This window comes from Sphingomonas mali NBRC 15500 (assembly GCF_001598415.1).
In the GTDB taxonomy this organism is placed as follows: Bacteria; Pseudomonadota; Alphaproteobacteria; order Sphingomonadales; family Sphingomonadaceae; genus Sphingomonas; species Sphingomonas mali.
In genome coordinates, this window is sequence record NZ_BCYX01000004.1 from 136,229 (window position 1) to 154,854 (window position 18,626).

At 65.0% G+C, this 18,626-nt stretch carries 18 protein-coding genes; 9 read left to right on the top strand and 9 right to left on the bottom strand.

Features of this window, described 5'->3' with window-relative positions; translation table 11 throughout:
• Nucleotides 1-43: 43 nt before the first annotated feature.
• Nucleotides 44-2,632: a M1 family metallopeptidase gene (locus SMA01S_RS05570; protein ID WP_066818990.1), complete on the bottom strand. Its 2,589-nt coding sequence runs from the start codon at nucleotides 2,630-2,632 to the stop codon at nucleotides 44-46.
• Between the two features lie 163 nt (nucleotides 2,633-2,795).
• Here SMA01S_RS05570 and SMA01S_RS05575 point away from each other — a divergent pair, with 163 nt between their 5' ends.
• Entirely contained in the window at nucleotides 2,796-3,749 is a 954-nt protein-coding gene (locus SMA01S_RS05575; RefSeq protein WP_066819265.1) for an NAD(P)H-dependent flavin oxidoreductase, read from the top strand.
• 33 nt (nucleotides 3,750-3,782) lie between these two features.
• Here SMA01S_RS05575 and SMA01S_RS05580 read toward each other — a convergent pair whose 3' ends face one another.
• Both SMA01S_RS05580 and SMA01S_RS05585 read right to left on the bottom strand, forming a co-directional pair.
• Nucleotides 3,783-4,244 carry a DUF1465 family protein gene (locus SMA01S_RS05580; protein WP_066819268.1) on the bottom strand — a complete coding sequence of 154 codons (462 nt, stop codon included), beginning with the start codon at nucleotides 4,242-4,244 and terminating at the stop codon, nucleotides 3,783-3,785.
• Between the two features lie 68 nt (nucleotides 4,245-4,312).
• Complete coding sequence (locus SMA01S_RS05585) at nucleotides 4,313-4,510, bottom strand: YdcH family protein (RefSeq protein WP_066811480.1); 198 nt, start codon at nucleotides 4,508-4,510, stop codon at nucleotides 4,313-4,315.
• Between the two features lie 144 nt (nucleotides 4,511-4,654).
• Here SMA01S_RS05585 and SMA01S_RS24105 point away from each other — a divergent pair, with 144 nt between their 5' ends.
• Complete coding sequence (locus SMA01S_RS24105; RefSeq protein WP_084250123.1) at nucleotides 4,655-4,810, top strand: YdcH family protein; 156 nt, start codon at nucleotides 4,655-4,657, stop codon at nucleotides 4,808-4,810.
• A 45-nt stretch (nucleotides 4,811-4,855) separates the two neighbouring features.
• Here SMA01S_RS24105 and SMA01S_RS05590 read toward each other — a convergent pair whose 3' ends face one another.
• From SMA01S_RS05590 to SMA01S_RS05605, 5 genes are all read right to left on the bottom strand, one after another.
• The gene (locus SMA01S_RS05590) at nucleotides 4,856-5,230 is read right to left on the bottom strand and encodes a PilZ domain-containing protein (protein WP_066818992.1); all 375 of its coding nucleotides are present in this window, start codon (nucleotides 5,228-5,230) and stop codon (nucleotides 4,856-4,858) included.
• A 107-nt stretch (nucleotides 5,231-5,337) separates the two neighbouring features.
• A complete protein-coding gene (gene dksA / locus SMA01S_RS05595; RefSeq protein ID WP_066583685.1) occupies nucleotides 5,338-5,796 on the bottom strand; it encodes an RNA polymerase-binding protein DksA in 459 nt (152 codons plus the stop codon).
• 531 nt (nucleotides 5,797-6,327) lie between these two features.
• Nucleotides 6,328-6,840: a hypothetical protein gene (locus SMA01S_RS24470; RefSeq protein ID WP_066818994.1), complete on the bottom strand. Its 513-nt coding sequence runs from the start codon at nucleotides 6,838-6,840 to the stop codon at nucleotides 6,328-6,330.
• Between the two features lie 60 nt (nucleotides 6,841-6,900).
• Nucleotides 6,901-7,095 (bottom strand): hypothetical protein, encoded by a 195-nt coding sequence (locus SMA01S_RS24475; RefSeq protein ID WP_157093818.1) that lies wholly within the window; start codon nucleotides 7,093-7,095, stop codon nucleotides 6,901-6,903.
• A 21-nt stretch (nucleotides 7,096-7,116) separates the two neighbouring features.
• Complete coding sequence (locus SMA01S_RS05605) at nucleotides 7,117-7,557, bottom strand: host attachment family protein (RefSeq protein ID WP_066818997.1); 441 nt, start codon at nucleotides 7,555-7,557, stop codon at nucleotides 7,117-7,119.
• 89 nt (nucleotides 7,558-7,646) lie between these two features.
• Here SMA01S_RS05605 and serS point away from each other — a divergent pair, with 89 nt between their 5' ends.
• The 5 genes from serS to SMA01S_RS05630 all read left to right on the top strand — a co-directional run bounded on the left by serS (nucleotide 7,647) and on the right by SMA01S_RS05630 (nucleotide 12,414).
• On the top strand, nucleotides 7,647-8,924 hold the full coding sequence (gene serS, locus SMA01S_RS05610) for a serine--tRNA ligase (protein WP_066818999.1): 1,278 nt from the start codon (nucleotides 7,647-7,649) through the stop codon (nucleotides 8,922-8,924).
• Nucleotides 8,921-9,685, top strand: a complete 765-nt coding sequence (gene surE / locus SMA01S_RS05615) for a 5'/3'-nucleotidase SurE (RefSeq protein WP_066819002.1) — start codon at nucleotides 8,921-8,923, stop codon at nucleotides 9,683-9,685. Before serS ends, surE begins: the two co-directional genes overlap by 4 nt.
• 17 nt (nucleotides 9,686-9,702) lie before the next feature.
• Nucleotides 9,703-10,758, top strand: a complete 1,056-nt coding sequence (locus SMA01S_RS05620; protein ID WP_066819005.1) for a LysM peptidoglycan-binding domain-containing M23 family metallopeptidase — start codon at nucleotides 9,703-9,705, stop codon at nucleotides 10,756-10,758.
• A gap of 25 nt (nucleotides 10,759-10,783) precedes the next feature.
• Nucleotides 10,784-12,010, top strand: coding sequence for a tyrosine--tRNA ligase (gene tyrS / locus SMA01S_RS05625; protein ID WP_066819008.1), 1,227 nt, complete (start codon nucleotides 10,784-10,786; stop codon nucleotides 12,008-12,010).
• Between the two features lie 86 nt (nucleotides 12,011-12,096).
• A complete protein-coding gene (locus SMA01S_RS05630) occupies nucleotides 12,097-12,414 on the top strand; it encodes a PilZ domain-containing protein (RefSeq protein WP_066819011.1) in 318 nt (105 codons plus the stop codon).
• A gap of 153 nt (nucleotides 12,415-12,567) precedes the next feature.
• Here SMA01S_RS05630 and recG read toward each other — a convergent pair whose 3' ends face one another.
• Nucleotides 12,568-14,676: an ATP-dependent DNA helicase RecG gene (recG, locus tag SMA01S_RS05635; RefSeq protein WP_439654300.1), complete on the bottom strand. Its 2,109-nt coding sequence runs from the start codon at nucleotides 14,674-14,676 to the stop codon at nucleotides 12,568-12,570.
• Between the two features lie 15 nt (nucleotides 14,677-14,691).
• On the opposite strand from recG, the gene SMA01S_RS25090 reads away from it, so the two are divergent.
• Nucleotides 14,692-14,958 (top strand): FAD assembly factor SdhE, encoded by a 267-nt coding sequence (locus SMA01S_RS25090; RefSeq protein ID WP_066819014.1) that lies wholly within the window; start codon nucleotides 14,692-14,694, stop codon nucleotides 14,956-14,958.
• Between the two features lie 114 nt (nucleotides 14,959-15,072).
• Nucleotides 15,073-18,528, top strand: coding sequence for a transcription-repair coupling factor (gene mfd / locus SMA01S_RS05645; protein WP_066819016.1), 3,456 nt, complete (start codon nucleotides 15,073-15,075; stop codon nucleotides 18,526-18,528).
• Nucleotides 18,529-18,626 lie beyond the last annotated feature (98 nt).

The window sequence follows — 18,626 nt, forward strand, 5'->3', positions numbered from 1 at the left end:
GGGACAAGCCCGGCATGACGATTGGGGCTAGGGGTTTAAGCGCTCAATTCCCCTTCGCCGCCCACTCCGTCACCCCTGCCCGCAGCCGGTCCGCTACGGCCTTGCGCACCGCGATCGTCGCCAACGCACGCTTGGCGCCGCCGCGTGACGCCGCCGGCAGATACTTCTCGGCATAAGCGGTGATCTTGCCAGGCATCGCCGGGTCGTTCGACCCCGCGCCGAGCCTGACGATATAGCCCGCGCGCGTGCTCGCTTCGAGGAAGCCGTTGACCATGTCGGCGTTGGCGACGGCATAGTCGAACGCCAGATCGGGATGACCGCGCGCCACCGCGCCGAGAATCACCGGCTTTTGCTGCGCGGTCAGTACGTCGGTTTTGAGCAGGTCGAGCGCCTTCTGCGCCAGCGCCGGATCACGCGCCGCCCCGAGCAGGCGGACATATTCGTTCTTCACGACCGGGTTGGTCTCCGCCTTGGTCAGCGCGAGCAGCGCGTCCCAATCGGCCGGCGTCGCATTGCTCGCGAAGGTGGCGAGGATCGGCGCGCGGATCGCCGGCGGAATGGCCGAGCTATCGGTGCGGAGCTTGGCGAAATAGGTACGCGCCCGGCTCAGCACGTCGCTCTCACCGGCCGCGCCAAGGCGCCCGACCAGATCCTCGCGCAGATTCGTCACGAGCGGCGATTCGCCTGCCTTGGCCTCGTAGCCGATCGACGCGAGCACCGGACCGAGCCGCTTGATCGTCAGCGCGTTGATCTGGTCGTGGAGCGGACTGCCTTCATAGAGGCCCGACAGCGACCCGAGTTCGCCCGAGACCAGCGACCATTCGAGCGGGCTGGCATCGTTCGGCACCGCGGCAAAGGTCGCCGCCCAGGCCGAGAAATCCTGGTCGCCGGATCGCGCCAACGCGTAATCGTCGCCCAGCGTGCCCAGCCGGTCGGCGAGCGCGAGTTTGGCATAGTCGGCCACCAGCGCCGCGTGTGCGTCGCCACCATAGCGCGCGCGCAAATAGCTGCCCTTGCCGACATTCAGCACCACCGGGCCGCAGCCTGCCACCGTGACATTGGTCGAGGCACCGGTCGCGATCACGCTGGCCGGCTGACCACCAATGGTCCCCACGCGCAACGGCACGCGCCACGTCGTCGCCGCCTTGGACGCGTCATCGAGCCCAAACCGCCCTTGCGCCAGCGTCGCCACGGTCTGGCCATTGACGCACTTGCTCGACGCGAGCGTCACCATCGGCACGCCGCCCTGCAAGGTGAAATCGTGCGCGCTGTCCTTGATCTTGACTCCCGACGCCGCTTCCAGCTCGTCCCACAGCATGTCGGTCGACGTGTTGCCGTATTTGTACTTCGCCATGTAGCGGCGGATGCCGTCACGGAACTTGTCGGGGCCCAGCACCGACTCGATCATCGTGATGACCGCCTGACCCTTCTGATAAGTGATGCCGTCGAACGCCTCGCCGATCTGATCGACGGTTTCGACATGGCGGATGATCGGGTGAGTCGCGCTGGTCGCATCGGTCCCGATCGCACCCTCGCGATCGAACGCCACCGCCGATTCGCGGGCGAACCAATCGGGGTTGAGATCGCCCGAGGTCTTGTTCTCCATCCACGAAGCGAAGCCCTCGTTGAGCCAGAGGTCGTCCCACCAGCTCATCGTGACCAGATCGCCGAACCATTGGTGCGCCATTTCATGCGCGACCACCGCGAAGATGCGCTGCTTGTCGCTCTCGGTCGCGCGCTTCGGGTCGAACAGGAGCTCCGGCTCGAAATAGAAGATCGCTCCCCAATTCTCCATCGCGCCGAAGAATTGCGACGAGCCCGGACCCGCGATCATGTCGAGCTTGGGCAGCGGATAAGGCTGGCCGAAATAGTCGTTATAATAGGTCAGCAGGCGCTTGGCCGAGGCGAGCGCGTAATCGCCCTGGTCCTTCACGCCCTTGCGCGTGATGACGCCGATCTCCGTCTTGCCGGCCATGACTGTCTTGCGTTCCATGTCCCCCATGCCGAGGAACAGGAGGTAGCTCGACATGATCGGGGTCTGCCGAAAGCTGTAGAGCTGGGTACCATCGGGACGGTTGGTCATGGTGGCGGGCATGTTGGAGAAAGCGAGCTGCCCCTTGGGCGCCACCGCGGACAGCTTGAACTTCGCCTTGAAGCTGGGCTCGTCCCACATCGGCGCGAAGCGGCGGGCATCGGGCGCCTCGAACTGCGTCGCGAGCATCCGCGCCTTCGACCCGTCGTCATTGGTATAGTCGATCGCGAAGAAGCCGGCGGCCGATTCGTTGATCTTGCCCGCCCAGGCGAAGGTGATGACATGGTTGCCGAGCTTGGCCGGCGCAGGCAGCGTCAGGGTCAATTGTTGCGCGTCGTTGTCGAGCTTGAACGGCACCGCCTTGCCGTCGATCGTCGCGCGGCTGATCGTCATGTCGGCGGCATTGAGGATGATCGTGCTGGTCGCCTTCTTGACCGTGACGTTGACCGTCTCGGTTCCGGTGAACGTCATCTTCTGCGCGTCCGGATCGACGGTAATGTCGTAGGACACCGGCACGACGTCGGTCGGCAATCGCGCCGCCGCGAGAGCGGGCGTGGACACGGTGGCGAGCAGCAACGCGACGGTAACGGCGATCTTCATGCGATTTTCCTGGACCCGGTGATATGGTGTATTGTTTCGCCATAACGCGGCCGCAGCGAATGGCAAATGGGTCGATTCGGCCCGATCCGCGGATTCCGTACCGTCAATTCGAAAATTTTCCGGCCGTGCTGGACTGTGGTTTCGGTTGCGCTATGAAACCGGCATGAGGACGCCGATATTCGATCGCCTGCGCCTGCCCGTGATCGGGTCGCCGCTGTTCATCATCTCCGGACCCGATTTGGTAATCGCCCAATGCAAGGCGGGAATCGTCGGGTCGTTTCCCGCCTTGAACGCGCGACCGCAGACCCTGCTCGACGAATGGCTGCACCGGATCACCGAGGAGCTTGCGGCCTGGAACCGCGACAATCCCGATCGCCCTGCCGCCCCCTTCGCGGTCAATCAGATCGTTCATAAGTCGAACGACCGGCTGGAAGGCGACCTCGCCATCTGCGCGAAATGGCAAGTGCCGATCACCATCACGTCCCTCGGCGCGCGCGAAGAACTCAACCAAGCGGTACACGCTTGGGGCGGCATCACGCTCCATGACGTCATCGACGACCGTTTCGCACGCAAGGCCATCGAAAAGGGCGCCGACGGCCTGATCGCGGTCGCGGCGGGTGCCGGCGGCCATGCCGGGCGCCTGTCGCCCTTCGCGATCACCCAGGAAATCCGGCAGTGGTTCGATGGCCCGTTGGTCCTGTCGGGCGCCATCGCGACCGGCGGCGCCGTGCTCGCCGCGCAGGCGATGGGTGCCGACCTGGCCTATATCGGCTCGCCTTTCATCGCGACCGACGAAGCCAATGCCGTCGAGGCCTACAAACGGGGCATCGTCGAGAGCAAGGCGGCGGATATCGTCTATTCGAGCCTGTTCACCGGCGTGCACGGCAATTATCTGCGCGCCTCGATCGTCGCGGCGGGAATGGATCCCGACAACCTGCCCGAGGGCGATCTCAGCACGATGAACTTCGGCGGCAATCGCGAAGCCAAGGCCTGGAAGGATATCTGGGGATCGGGCCAGGGCATCGGCGTGATCGACAAGATCGAGTCGGTAGCGGCGCGCGTCGATCGGCTGGAAGCCGAGTATAAGGCAGCGAAGGCGCGCATAGCGGCGCTGTGACGCTCACTTAGTGCGACGGGCGATGACGACCTTTTAGAACGCCATCGCCAGACGGGCCTGCATCCATTGCACAGGGCTGTCGGCAGGTAGCGAGTCGATCTGGGCGCCGTCCAGGCGTGCTACCCGACGATGGAGATCGATACTGGCCGTGATCAACGCGCGCGCATCCGCCGGCATCTGCGCGATCACTCCGCCGTCGGTCACCGGCGCATCGCCCAGACGCCGAGCGGGGTCGAGCGCATCGCGCGGCGACAATTCCCCCGAATCGACCGCGCGCTGGGTCAGCAGCCAGGCGATGACGTGCATCAGCCGCGTCGTCACCTTGAGTGATTCGCACGAGAAGGTGACGCGGCCGAGCGGATCCAGCGCCTCGCGCTCGACCCGCGCGCCCTGGTCGAAATAGCCCCGCGCCTCGTCCGCCAGCACCATCGCCTCGACATAGAGCGAGTCGATCATCTTGCGGTGGATGCGTAGTTCGGTGACTTCCCCTGTCATGCGCAACACGATTGCCACAAATGCCGGTTCCCGCAAGCGGCGAAAGGACCATCGCGTCCCAAATTCGATCAAGCGATGATGTCGGGGATCAATTGGTTCTCCAGCGCGGTAACCTCGTCCTTCAGCAGCAGCTTGCGTTTCTTCAGCCGGGCGATCTGGAGCTGGTCGCTCGACCCCAATACCCGCAACGCCTCGATCGCCGAGTCGAGGTCGCGATGCTCGGTCCTGAGGGCGTCCAGCCGTTTGTGGATCTGCGCTTCGTCCATCGCTCTCCGCGTCCCCAGGCTCCTCGATGACCGATCTGTCGCCAAAACGATGCGCCGCGTCGAATCGAAAGTGAAATCGATGGCGACAAATCGCGCGACTCGTGTTCTATTGGTCCACCCACCTTGATGAAGGAGGCCGCTCCCATGCAGAACTCGCACCTTTCGGCTCTTGAGGCGAAGCATATGGTGCTGGACCGGCAAATCACTGCCGAAAGCCAGCGTCCGGCGCCGGACACCCGCATCCTCGCGAATCTCAAGAAGCAAAAATTGCGAGTGAAGGAAGCAATCGCGGCAATCTAACCGCGCGCGCGACGGTCCCGGGTGCGATGCGCCCGGGTCGTCCCGTCAGAATAGCGGCTTGATCGGCTTGTCCTTGACCGGGCTCGAACTGGCCACGACCGGTTTGCGCGCGGCCTGAGGATCGATCGGGTGATCGAACGCCACGCCGGCGCGGCCCGCCGCGACCCAGGCGATGCGGCCATTTACCCAGCCCACGCCGCGAACCTCTATTTCGACCATCGTACCGATATCGATCGGCCTGGGCACGTCGGCCATCAGCCCGCCGGACGAAAGGTTGCGGACCCGCACCTGCATGGTTTCGCGCGACCCTTCGATGCGAAACCGCGCCACCAGCAACAGGCTATCGCGCGTATCGTTACGCTGCGCCGCCGCGTCTTCGGCGCCGCCATCGGTTAGGGGGTCGTGCGAAATGTGGTCCATATGCCTGCCAAAAACGGGTCCATGCCGCCCGCGAACGCATAGGCCGAAACACTGTCGAAAGCGTTAAACCGCAGGACCAGAAAAAATCGAATCCGGAATGGATCGAATCAATCCTCGCGCGACACCTTCTCGTTGCGCTCGTGGCGCTCCTGCGCCTCGACGGTCATCGTCGCGATCGGCCGCGCCTCGAGTCGGCCGAGCGAGATCGGTTCGCCGGTGACTTCGCAATAGCCGTACTCGCCTTCATCGAGTCGGCGCAGCGCGGCATCGATCTTGGAGATCAGCTTGCGCTGACGATCGCGCGTGCGCAGCTCGATCGACCAGTCGGTCTCGCTCGAGGCGCGATCGGTCAAATCCGCCTCACGCAGCGGCTCGACCTGGAGCTGCGACAAGGTCACTTCCGCTTCCTTGAGGATCGCTTCCTTCCAACGCAGCAGCTTGTCGCGGAAATACTCCTGCTGACGGGGATTCATAAAAGGTTCGTCAGGGCTCGGCCGATAACCATCGCCATCGTTGGCCGGTACGCTGAAACTGGAATCATCCATGCGATTCAAAGCCGTTGCCATCCCCACTCTCCGCTTGGCCCTTGGAACACTGTTCCCGTGCGCCTGTCGGACCCCTAATGACGAGCGGGCCTATAGCGGTGCGGAAGCGGCTCCACAAGCGATTGACGACAGACGAAAGATCGGTCGCGTTCCGGGCACGATAATGCGGGGTCGATGACGACGGGGTGAACCTCGCCTTCATCCCCTGGTCATAGATCGAGACGCCGGATCGGGCGAAGAAGTTAACCCACGTCGTATCACAATGACACGTTAACCATAACCGCACCCCCATCGATCGATATAAAGATCAAATCGGGCGACTATAATTGGTTAACGGAATTGCGCTTAATTCTTTGTTTTGCACTAACGCACTAGCAGCGAAGTAACTGCGAGAATCACCACCGTCTCTGTGGAGACAGCGACGGTTAGAGAGAGAGTAGACGCGATGTCTGTCCGGATGGCGATGGCTAAACTTTGCGCCTGCGCATGTGGTGGCGCCATTATCGGCGGCGGTGCGGTCAAGGTGGCCGACGGTGCCAAGGCTCGACCCGTTTATGCCAAGACGTACAAGCGGCACGTCGTGCGGGCCCGGGTGGCGAGCGCCGCCCGATCACGCGTTCGCAAGGTCGTGACGACAACGACGACTTGCCCCCCCGCGGTGGTGACAGTCGCCGGGGGCACGCCGTTGCCGATGCCGCCTGCATTCACCGGATCGAGCGGCGGCGTGCCGATCGTCGGCGGCAGCGGTGGCGGTTGGGGCGGCGGTAGCGGCGGGTTCTTCGTCGGCGGCTTCGGCGGCAGCGGCGGTGGCAGCGGTGGGATCGCGATCTCGTCGACCTCATCCAGCTCGGGCGGCTCGTCCTCGACCTCGTCCTCGACCGGCGGCTTCTCCTCGGGCAGCACCTCGTCCTCTTCGTCGGGCAATGTGTCCTCGTCATCCTCGGGCAACGTCTCGTCCTCGACTTCGTCGTCGGGCGACGTCTCGTCCTCCTCGTCGACCTCGAGCTCTTCGAATGGATCGTCGTCCTCGACGTCTTCGTCCTCGAACGGATCGAGCTCATCCAACTCATCGGCCAGCTCGGGATCTTCCTCGACGTCGGGCTCCTCGTCGACTTCGTCGTCGAGCTACGGTTCGTCGTCCAAGGGCTGGAGCTCGAACGGCGGCTGGTCGTCGAACGGCGGCTGGAGCTCGACTGGCGGCCACGGCTCGTCGACCGGATCGACCGGCGGCACGCCAGCCCCGGTTCCGGCGCCGCCGATGATCCTGCTCTTTGGCGGTGCCGCGGCCGCGATGGTCGCGCGCAAACGCCTGGCGAACAAGAAAGCCGAGACGATCGCGGCCTAAGCCGCGGATAACGCTTTCTCGATTTCGGAAATTGGATGGCCGGTCAGGTCCTTCGGGATTTCGCCGGCCAATCTGTCGGCGACTTCGACGTGATAATGTTTGCGCAGCTCACCCAGCGTGTGCGGCGGCGCGGCGATGATGAGCGATTCGAACTCGTTGGCGAGCGCCCGTTCCTTCAACATCGCCGCGATGTCGGCGGCGAACCTGTCCTCTTCCAATCGGTGGAAATCGACCTCGCTGACCGTGCTGCGCGGAGACGCCATCATGTTGGCGACGCTCCCCGGGCCGTCAGTCTTCTGCTCGTGATCGGCCGGGTTGATCCGCGCTTCGGCATGCTCGACCACCAGGTTCGGGTGCACGCCGTCGCCTTCGTTTCGCAGAAACAACGCCTTACGCCCATCGGCGACGAGGACCAGAATATCGTGGCGTAGCTGCATGGGGTTTCTCCTCACGGTTTCGGCGGATCAACGCCGCAGCACCGCGCCGGGTTGCGCGTGCCGCCCCGCCTCGTCATAGCCACGCCGTTATGCACGATATCCGCCTGATCCGCGACGACCCTGAAGCTTTCGATGCCGGCCTGGCCCGCCGTGGCCTGTCACCGATGGCGTCGGACCTGCTCGCGCTCGACGAGAAACGCCGGGCGGTGATCACCGAATTGCAGGCCAGCCAGACTCGCCGCAACGAGGCGTCGAAAGCGATCGGCGCGGCCAAGGCCGCCAAAGACGAAGCGACGGCGAGCGCACTGATGGCCGAGGTCGCCACCCTCAAGACGCGCCTGCCCGAATTGGAAGAAGAGGAACGCGCCGCCGAAGCCGCGCTGAACGAGGCGCTGGCCGCGATCCCCAATCTGCCGCTCGCCGACGTGCCGAAAGGCGCCGACGAGGACGATAACGAATTGATGCACGAGCGCGGCATCAAGCCCGATTTCGCGTTCGATATTCGCGAACACGATGCGATCGGCCCGGCGCTCGGGCTGGACTTCGAAACCGGCGTGGCGCTTGCTGGCGCGCGCTTCACGTTGGTGCGCGGCGCTGCAGCGCGGCTCAATCGCGCGCTGGGTCAGTTCGGGCTCGATATCCTCACCAGGCATCATGGCTATGAGGAAGTCGTACCGCCGCTCATGGTACGCAGCGAAGCGATGTTCGGCACCGGGCAATTGCCGAAGTTCGCCGAGGATCTTTTCCAGACCACCGATGGTCGCTGGCTGATCCCCACCTCTGAAGTGTCGTTGACCAACATCGTGCGGGAAAAGATCCTCGCCGCCGACGACCTGCCGCTGCGCTTCACCGCCTTGACCCCCTGCTTCCGCTCCGAGGCGGGCGCCGCGGGACGCGATACGCGCGGGTTCATTCGCCAGCACCAGTTCGAGAAGGCCGAAATGGTCTCGATCGTGCCGCCCGATCAGTCGGAAGCCGAGCATGAGCGGATGACCGCCGCCGCGGAGGACGTGCTGACCCGGCTCGGTCTCCCCTTCCGACGGATGAAGCTCTGTACCGGGGATATGGGCTTTTCCGCCGCGCGCACGTACGACCTCGAAGTCTGGCTGCCGGGCCAGGGCCGCTATCGCGAGATTTCGAGCTGTTCGACCTGCACCGATTTCCAGGCGCGGCGAATGAACGCCCGCTTCCGGGGCGAGGACGGCAAGCCTTCGTTCGTCCACACGCTCAACGGCTCGGGCCTCGTCGTGGGCCGGATGATGGTCGCAATCCTGGAAAATTATCAGCAGGAAGACGGCGCGGTCGCGATCCCCGACGCGCTGCAACCGTATCTAGGTGGGTTGAACCGGCTCGAGCCCAAGGCGTGAGGATCCTCCTCACCAATGATGACGGCTATTACGCGCCCGGTCTTGCCGTGCTCGAACGTCTGGCGCGGTGCTTTTCCGACGACATCACCATCGTGGCCCCAGCCGAGGAGCAATCGGGCAAGGGCCGCTCGCTGACGCTGACCGAGCCTCTGCGCGTCAAGCGTTTCGCCGATAAGCGTTATGCTGTCGGTGGCACGCCGACCGACGCGGTGATGTTCGCGCTGGCCAATGTGATGCGCGACGCCAAGCCCGATCTGATCCTGTCGGGAGTCAATCGTGGCGCCAATCTGGGCGAGGATGTCTTCTATTCGGGCACGATCGGCGCGGCGATGGAAGGCGCGCTTGCCGGCATCCGGTCGATCGCGATCAGCCAGCGCTACGGTGCCGAAGCCCCCGGCCACGACGTCACCTTCGATACCGCCGAAGCCTGGGGCGAGCGCGTGCTGGCGCCGTTGATCGCCGCGCCGGTCGATCCGCGCATCGTCGTCAACGTCAATTTTCCGCCGATCCCGCCCGATGAAGTCAAGGGCGTGCGCGTCGTCCATCAGGGGTTGCGCGATTATGGCCGGGTCAAGGTGATCGAGCGCACCGACCCGCGCGGGTTCGCTTATTACTGGATGGGCCTGGGCCGCGTGGAGCACTCGCCGGCCGTCGATACCGATCTGGAAGCGATCGAAATGGGTTACGTCACCGTCACGCCATTGCAGATGGACCTGACGCATCGCGATTCACTGGCTATGCTGGAGAAAGCGTATCGGTAACGCAGGGGGGGCCCGCGATGCGAATGATCACACTCGTCTTTTTGATATTCGGACTCTCGGGATGCATCCCGCAGACCGATTATGCGCGACCGTCGGACGCCGGTTTGGCGCCCACGGCCGATTATGACTCGTCGCCGCCGCAGGATGAGGCTCCCGCCCCGCCCTCGGCACCGCCAGCCTGGGAGGCGCGGCCGGTCACGCCCGACGCTCGGACGATCGCCGAATCGAGTTATATCGTGCGGCCCGGCGACACATTGCGCGGCGTCGCCGACAAGACCGCATCGGGTTCGGAGATCATCGCCAGGGCGAATGGCATCGAGTCGCCCTTCACCATCCGCGCCGGGCAGCAATTGCGCATTCCGGGCGGCCGTTACCACCTCGTCCGGCCGGGCGAATCGGGCATCGCGATCGCGCGGGCTTATGGCGTCCGCTGGGCCGACATCGTGGCCGCCAACAACCTGATCGAGCCCTATGTGCTGCGGTCGGGTCGTCGTATCCTGATCCCCGGCGGCACGCGACCGCCCCAGACGCTCGCCGAGCGCGCGGCGGCGTTCAAGATCGACCTTGGCGATATCGCGACCGGCGGCGGCGAGCCCGCCATTCCGGATAATGTCAGGCCGGTTCGCCCGGCCACGTCGGTGACGAGAGCCCTGCCCTCGACCGCGGCGGTCGGGGCGCCCTCGCCGCTCAGCGGCCCGTTCCTCTGGCCGGTCGCGAGTGGCCGCGTTGTCAAGCGGTTCGGCGGCGGCGCGAGCGGGGAACGCAATGACGGAATCAAGATCGCGGTGCCGCTGGGCACGCCGATCAGGGCGGCGGCCGATGGCGTGGTGATCTACACCACCGACAGCATCGCCGGGCTCGGCGGATTGGTCATGGTCCGCCATGGCAATGGCTGGACCAGCGTCTACGGCCATGCCAGCCGCGTGATCGTGACGCGCGGACAGGCGGTGAAGCGCGGCCAGACGATCGCGCTGTCGGGCGACACCGGCTTCGCCGACCGGCCGGAAGTGCATTTCGAGCTTCGGCAAGGCCGTACGCCGGTCGACCCCTTGTCGAAGTTGCCGAGTCGCTAGTCGCGATGCTACCCGCGCCGCCATCATGACCGATTACAAATCCGACCTGCTCCGCCTGCTCAGTGAACGCGGCTATATCCATCAGATGACCGACGCGACGGGACTCGACGCGTTGGCGACGAAGCAGGTCGTGCCTGGCTATATCGGTTTCGACGCGACCGCGCCGTCGCTGCATGTCGGCAATCTGGTGTCGATCATGCTGCTGCGCCGACTGCAACAGGCCGGACATAAGCCGATCGTGCTGATGGGTGGCGGGACCAGCAAGGTCGGCGATCCGAGCTTCAAGGATGAAGCGCGCAAGCTGCTGGCCGAGGAGACGATCGCGTCGAACATCGCCTCGATCCGGCGCATCTTCGAACGCTTCCTCACCTTTGGCGACGGCCCCACCGACGCTGTGCTGGTCAACAATGCCGACTGGCTCGACAAGCTCGAATATCTGCCGTTCCTGCGCGACATTGGGCAGTATTTCTCGGTCAACCGGATGCTCAGCTTCGATTCGGTCAAGCTGCGACTCGATCGCGAACAGTCGCTGTCGTTCCTCGAATTCAACTACATGATCCTGCAGGGCTACGATTTCCTCGAACTGTCGCGGCGGCTGGGCTGTCGGCTGCAGATGGGCGGGTCCGACCAATGGGGGAATATCGTCAACGGCGTCGATCTCGCCCGGCGTGCCGACGGTACGGAGGTGTTCGCGGTCACCACGCCGCTGATCACCAACGCCGACGGATCGAAGATGGGCAAGACCGTGTCGGGCGCCGTCTGGCTGCACGAAGACCAATTGCCGCATTACGATTACTGGCAATTCTGGCGGAACACCGACGATCGGGACGTGGGCAAAAGGCTGCGGCTGTTCACCGACTTGCCGCTCGACGAGATCGAACGGCTCGAAAAGCTCGAAGGCGCCGACATCAACCAGGCCAAGATCGTCCTCGCCAATGCCGCGACCGCGATGTGCCGCGGCCCCGAGGCGGCGCAGGCCGCAGCCGAAACCGCGCGCAAGACGTTCGAGGAAGGGTCGGCTGGCGCCGACCTGCCGACGCTCGCGGTGCCCGGCTCGATAGCCCTGATCGATGCGCTGATCGGCCTCGGCTTCTGCGCGTCGAAGGGCGAGTCGCGACGGTTGATCGCCGGCGGCGGCGCACGAGTCGACGGTGAAAAAGTGGCGGACGAGGCGTTCACCATCGTAATGGCGGGAAATCCGGTGCGCGTGTCGGCCGGCAAGAAGCATCACGGTTTGCTCACACCCGCATGAGTATGGCTAACAGGCGTTAAACACGTTCCTTTTCAAGCTTTTCATGCGCTGGTCGTTACTCATTGTGGCGAACGGAAAAGGAATCGATGGGCGCGGCACTGGCCTATAGCGATCAACGCGATGCTCCACGGGATGAGGTTCATTACCGTGCGCGCGCTTTCGGCGGGGATGCCCGGCCGGTATCGATCCTGGTCGTCAACATGTCGGCGCAGGGGCTCATGGCCCGAGTCGACACCGACCGCCCAATCGGCGAACGGCTGCACATCACCCTTCCCGTCGTCGGCGTAGTCGTCGCCGAGGTGCGCTGGTCGCTTGGTGGGCGGATTGGCTGCGAGCTCGACCGGCCGATCGGCATGGCCGAATATTACGAACTGCTCGCGGCGTTGCTGAAGAACGTCCGCTGAGGACGACTGCGGGTCGACAACCGCGGCTCCACATCGATCGTCACTCCGGACTTGTTCCGCGGGCCAAGCCTCCTCAATAGAATTCGGCCGTTGTTGCACATTGGATGCCGGAACGAGTTCGGCATGACGGTTTGAGATTGGGCAACCGATCGTTCACCCCGACCGCAGCAACTGCACCCCTGCATCGCGTTCAAACAGATAGAGCGCCGTCCGTGCCGCCTGACCACGCGGACCATCGAGGCCGCCATCGCGGTCGATCATCAGCCGGGCATCGTCATGCGCGGTCTGCTGGAGCGAGGCGAAATGCTCGGGGGTCGCCAGCCGATAGCCCTGTTCGCCCGATTGCCGCGTGCCGAGCATCTCACCGGCGCCGCGCAATCGCAGATCCTCTTCGGCGATGCGAAAGCCGTCATTCGTCTCGCGCATCAGCGCCAGGCGCGCGCGCGAAGTTTCGCTCAAGCCATTGCCGCGGATCAGCAAACAGATCGATCGCCCCGTCCCGCGCCCGACGCGACCGCGCAACTGGTGCAACTGGGCGAGCCCGAATCGATCGGCATGTTCGATCACGATCAGCGTGGCATTGGGCACGTCGACCCCCACCTCGATCACCGTGGTCGCGACCAGGACGCCGAGATCGCCGCTCGCAAACCGCGCCATCACTGCGTCCTTCTCGGCGGGCTTCATGCGGCCATGGATCAGCCCGACACGATCGCCGAACCGCGCCTGTAGCGATCCCGCTCGCGCCTCGGCGGCGGCAAGGTCCGATTTCTCGCTCTCCTCGACCAACGGACACACCCAATAGGCCTGTCCGCCGCTGTCGAGATGTCGTCCCAACGCCTCGACGATCTCGCCCAGCCGGTCCTCCGACATCACGCGTGTCTCGATCGGCTGGCGTCCCGGCGGCATCTCGTCGAGCCGGCTGACGTCCATCTCGCCATATTGCGCCAGGGTCAGCGTGCGCGGGATCGGTGTCGCGGTCATCGCCAACAAATGGGGTGCGGCGCCCTTCTCCTGCAGCAGCAAACGCTGGGCCACGCCGAAGCGATGCTGTTCGTCGACCACGACCAGCGCGAGGTCGCGATAGGCAACCGCTTCCTGGAAGATAGCGTGGGTGCCGACCAGGATATGGATCGAGCCATCCGCCAATCCCATCAAGGTCGATTCGCGCACCCTGCCCTTGTCGCGTCCGGTCAACACCGCGACATTGACCGGCAGCCCGGCGAGCATGCGCTGCAGCGTATCGTAATGCTGCCGCGCCAGGATCTCGGTCGGCGCCAGGAACGCCCCCTGCGCGCCAGCCTCGACCGCCATCAGCAGCGCCATCGTCGCGACCAGGGTCTTGCCCGAGCCGACATCGCCCTGGAGCAACCGCAGCATCGGCGCCGATTGCGCCAGGTCGCCCTCGATCTCGCGGATCGTCCGCGCCTGCGCATTGGTCGGCGCATAAGGCAGGTTGAGCATGCCACGCAGCCGCCCATCGCCGTTGAGCGGCCGGCCCTTACGCGACCGCGACGATTGCCGCACCAGCATGAAAGCGAGCTGATTGGCGAACAGCTCGTCATAGGCCAGCCGCTCGCGCGCCTTGTGATCGGCGGGATCGGCATGCGCTCGGCCAAGCGCGTCGCGCCAGTCGGGCCATTGGTGCTGCGCCTTGACCCCCGGCTCGATCCATTCGGGCAGATCGGGGGCGCGTTCGATCGCCTGGTGCGCCATCTGCCCCAGGCGGCGCGAGGTCAGCCCTTCGGACAGCGGATAGATCGCCTCGCGCTCGCGGAAGCCCTCGCCGGGCTCAGCGAGGTCGGGATGGACGATCTGCAATTCCTGACCGTACATTTCGAGCTTGCCCGAAATGCGCTTTGGCTCGCCGAGCGGCAACAGCTTCTTCACCCAGCCCGACGACCCACCGAAATAGATCAGGCTGACATAATTGCCCTTCGCGTCCGTGGCGTGGACGCGCATCGGCCCGCGCGGACTGCTGCTGGTGCGGTAATCGACCGGCGTCACGGTGATCGCGATCGTCCGACCGGCATCGGCCATGTCGAGCTCGTCGCGCGGCACGCGATCGATGAACCCGGTCGGCAGATGGAACGCGACATCGACCACACGATGCAGCCCCAGCCGGTCGAGCGGCTTGGCAAGGCCGGGCCCTACGCCCTTGAGCGCGGTCACTTCGGCAAAGAGCGGGTTGAGGATATCGGGGCGCATGATTATCTGCTCCTTCCTAACCCTAGCCGACTGCGCGTCAACGCGCCGCCGGCCAATTGCCGTTGGAGTGTCATGGACCGCGACATCCGCCTCAAGCGCCTGCGCTTCCGCGCCTGGCACCGCGGCACCAAGGAAGCCGACCTGATGATCGGCGGATTCTTCGACGCGCACGGCGCGACGTGGAACGACGCCGAGATCGACTGGTTCGAAACCTTCCTGGAGGAACAGGACGTCGACATCATGGCCTGGGCGATCGGGACGCAGGACGTGCCGGCGCAATGGCAAGGGCCGATGATCGACACGATGAAGCAGCTGAATTTCGTACCGATCGAGAAGTAACAAGAGTTCGCGTCACCCCGGACTTGTTCCGGGGTCCAATGCTCCCCAACGGACGTCGACCGTTGTTGCGCGTTGGATGCCGGGACGAGCCCGGCATGACGACCTAGGAAAGCTATGACCGACCCGCGCAAGATCCTCTCCGCGAAAGCCCCCCTGACCCTCGCCGGCGTCCCGGCGGGGTTCCTGCCGGTATTGCTCGCCGATCTCGCCCGCGCCCAGGTGCCCGGCCGCGTCGTGCTGATCGCGCCGGACGAGGCGGAGATGCGCGCGGTGGCGGCGACCGCCGGCTTCTTCGCGCCCGAGATCGAGATCGTCTCTTATCCGGCGTGGGACTGCCTGCCCTATGACCGCGCCAGCCCGACCTTGCGGGTCATGGCCGAACGCCTGGCCGCACTTCATCGCCTGCAACAGCCGCCCAAGAAGCCGCAACTCGTCGTCACCACCGCCAATGCCGCGACTCAGCGCACGCTCACCCCGTTCCGCATTCGCCAGCTCGTCGCGCGCCTTGCGCCGGGCGAGCGGATCGGCCGCGACAAATTGGCCGTGTTGCTGTCGGCCAATGGCTATGTCCGCACCGACACGGTCCACGACCAGGGCGAGTTCGCTGTACGCGGCGGGCTGGTCGACCTGTTCCCGAGCGGCGAGGAACAGGCGCTGCGGCTCGATTTCTTCGGCGACGAGATCGAGAGCGTCCGCACCTTCGACGCCGCGGACCAGCGCACCACGGGGCGCGTCGATGGCTTCACCTTGCTGCCCGCGTCCGAAGCCTTGCTCGACGAGGAAACGGTCAAGCGCTTCCGCACCCGCTATCGCGAGAAGTTCGGCGCGACCGCGACCGGCGACCCGCTTTACCAGGCGATCAGCGACGGCCGGCGGCTGGCGGGTATGGAGCATTGGCTGCCGATGTTCGAGGAGCGGCTGGAGACGCTGTTCGACCATCTCGGCGACGATGCGCTGGTGATCCGCGAATCGGGAGTCACCGCGGCCGCCGAACAGCGATTCGAGGCAGTGTCGGACTATCACGCCAACCGCCTGAAAGCGCAGTCGAGCGATCCCGGCAGCTATCGTCCGCTCGCGCCAGGGGCGCTGTACCTGCTTCCCGATGAATGGGCGACTCGGCTCGATCAGGCCAAGGTGCACCTCGCCACGCCGTTCCACGAGCCGCCGAGCGACACCGTGCTCGACTTCGAGGTCGACGGCCCACGCGACTTCGCGCCGGAGCGCGCGAGCGGCGTCAACATCTACGAAGCGGTCGTAGAGCATCTCGACAAGCTACGGAAAGACGGCAAGAAACCCATCCTGGCCAGCTATTCCGCAGGGTCGCGCGAGCGCCTCGCCGGGTTGCTCAAAGACCACGAACTGACCGGGCTGACGCTTGTCGACACCTGGCAGGAAGCGCAGGGCGCCGCCGATCGCGGTGTCGCGCTCGTCATCCTGCCGCTCGACCATGGTTTCACCGCGCCCGACATCGCCTTGCTCACCGAGCAGGACATGCTCGGCGACCGCCTTGTCCGCCGCAACCGCCGCAAGAAGTCGGCCGACGCCTTCCTTGCCGAACTCGCGACGCTTACCCCGGGCGATCTCGTCGTCCATGCCGATCATGGCATCGGCCGATACGAGGGCCTGACTCAGATCCCGGTGCAGAAGGCCCCGCACGATTGCGTCGCGCTGACTTATGCCGGCGGAGACAAGCTCTACGTTCCGGTCGAGAATCTCGAAGTCCTGAGCCGCTATGGCGGCGACGAAGGCGGCACGCTCGATCGTCTCGGCGGCGAAGCCTGGCAGCGTCGCAAGTCGCGGATGAAGGAACGCATCCGCGAGATCGCCGGCGAGTTGATCGCGACCGCCGCCCTGCGCGCGTTGCGCCAGGCCGATGTCGCCCAGCCCGATTCATCGGGCTATCCGGCGTTTGTCGACCGCTTCCCCTATCAGGAAACCGACGATCAGGACCGCGCGATCGCCGAATCGCTCGACGACCTCGCATCGGGCAAGCCGATGGACCGGCTGATCGTTGGCGACGTCGGCTTCGGCAAGACCGAGGTCGCGTTGCGCGCCGCCTTCGTTGCGGCGATGGGCGGGATGCAAGTCGCCGTCGTCTGTCCCACCACCCTGCTCGCCCGCCAGCATTACAACAATTTCGCGGCGCGGTTCGAAGGCTTTCCGATCAAGGTCGGACGACTGTCGCGCTTGGTCGGCAGCGCGGAGGCAAAGGCCGTCAAGGAAGGTCTGACCGACGGCACGATCGACGTAGTGATCGGCACCCATGCTATCCTGGCCAAAGGCATCGAATTCAAGCGGCTCGGACTCGTCGTGGTCGATGAGGAACAGCGTTTCGGCGTCACCCACAAAGAACGGCTGAAGGCGCTCAAGACCGACGTTCACGTCCTGACGCTCACCGCGACGCCGATCCCGCGTACGCTCCAGATGGCGATGTCGGGCTTGCGCGAATTGTCGGTGATCCAGACCCCGCCGGTCGATCGCCTGGCGGTCCGCACCTATGTCATGCCCTGGGATCCGGTGGTGCTGCGCGAGGCGTTGTTGCGCGAACATTATCGTGGCGGGCAGAGCTTCTTCGTCACGCCGCGCGTCAAGGATGTGCCCGAGATCGAGGAATTCCTGCGCGAGCACGTCCCCGAGGTGCGCTATGTCGTCGCGCACGGCCAGATGGCGGCGGGTGAAGTCGAGGAGCGGATGTCCGCCTTCTACGACAAGAAGTTCGAGGTCCTGGTGTCGACCACGATCGTCGAAAGCGGGCTCGATATCCCCAGCGCCAACACGATGATCGTTCACCGCGCCGACCGTTTCGGCCTCGCCCAGCTCTATCAGCTGCGCGGGCGCGTCGGGCGGGGCAAGACACGCGCTTATGCCTATCTGACGACGCCGGCCAATCGCGTCATCACCGAAACCGCGGACAAGCGGCTCAAGGTGCTGTCGGATCTCGATACCTTGGGCGCCGGGTTCCAACTCGCCAGCCACGATCTCGATATCCGCGGCGCGGGCAACCTGCTCGGCGACGAGCAATCGGGACATATCCGCGAAGTCGGCTACGAACTCTACCAGTCGATGCTCGAGGAAGCGATCCTCGACGCCCGCGCCGGTGGCCTGGCGCAGCGCCCGCGCGATTTCAGTCCCCAGATCACGGTCGACGCCCCGATCATGATCCCGGAGGAATACGTCCCCGATCTCGACCTGCGCATGGGCCTCTATCGCCGCCTCAACGAGTTGGACGACCAGAACGGCATCGAGGCTTTCGCGGCGGAGATGATCGACCGTTTCGGCCCGCTGCCCGAGCCGACCGCGAATTTGATCAAGCTTATCGAGATCAAGCTCAACGCCAAGAAAGCCTGCGTCGCCAAGATCGATGTCGGCGCCAAGGGCGCGCTGGTCAGCTTCCACGACGACAAGCCACCCAATGTCGACGGCCTGCTGGCTTATGTCGCGCGGCTCAATGGCGTGGCCAAGCTGCGTCCCGACAGCAAGCTGGTGATCGCCCGCGAATGGGGCGATCCCCAGGCGCGGCTCAACGGCGCGCTGCAATTGTCGAAGGGGCTGGCGAAGGCGGCGGGATAGGCCCTTCGCCCTAAATCCCACGCTGACCATCGTCGCCAACGCAATGCGGATCGCCGCGCATTTGCGCGATCGATTGACCTGACAATAAATTGGTCCAA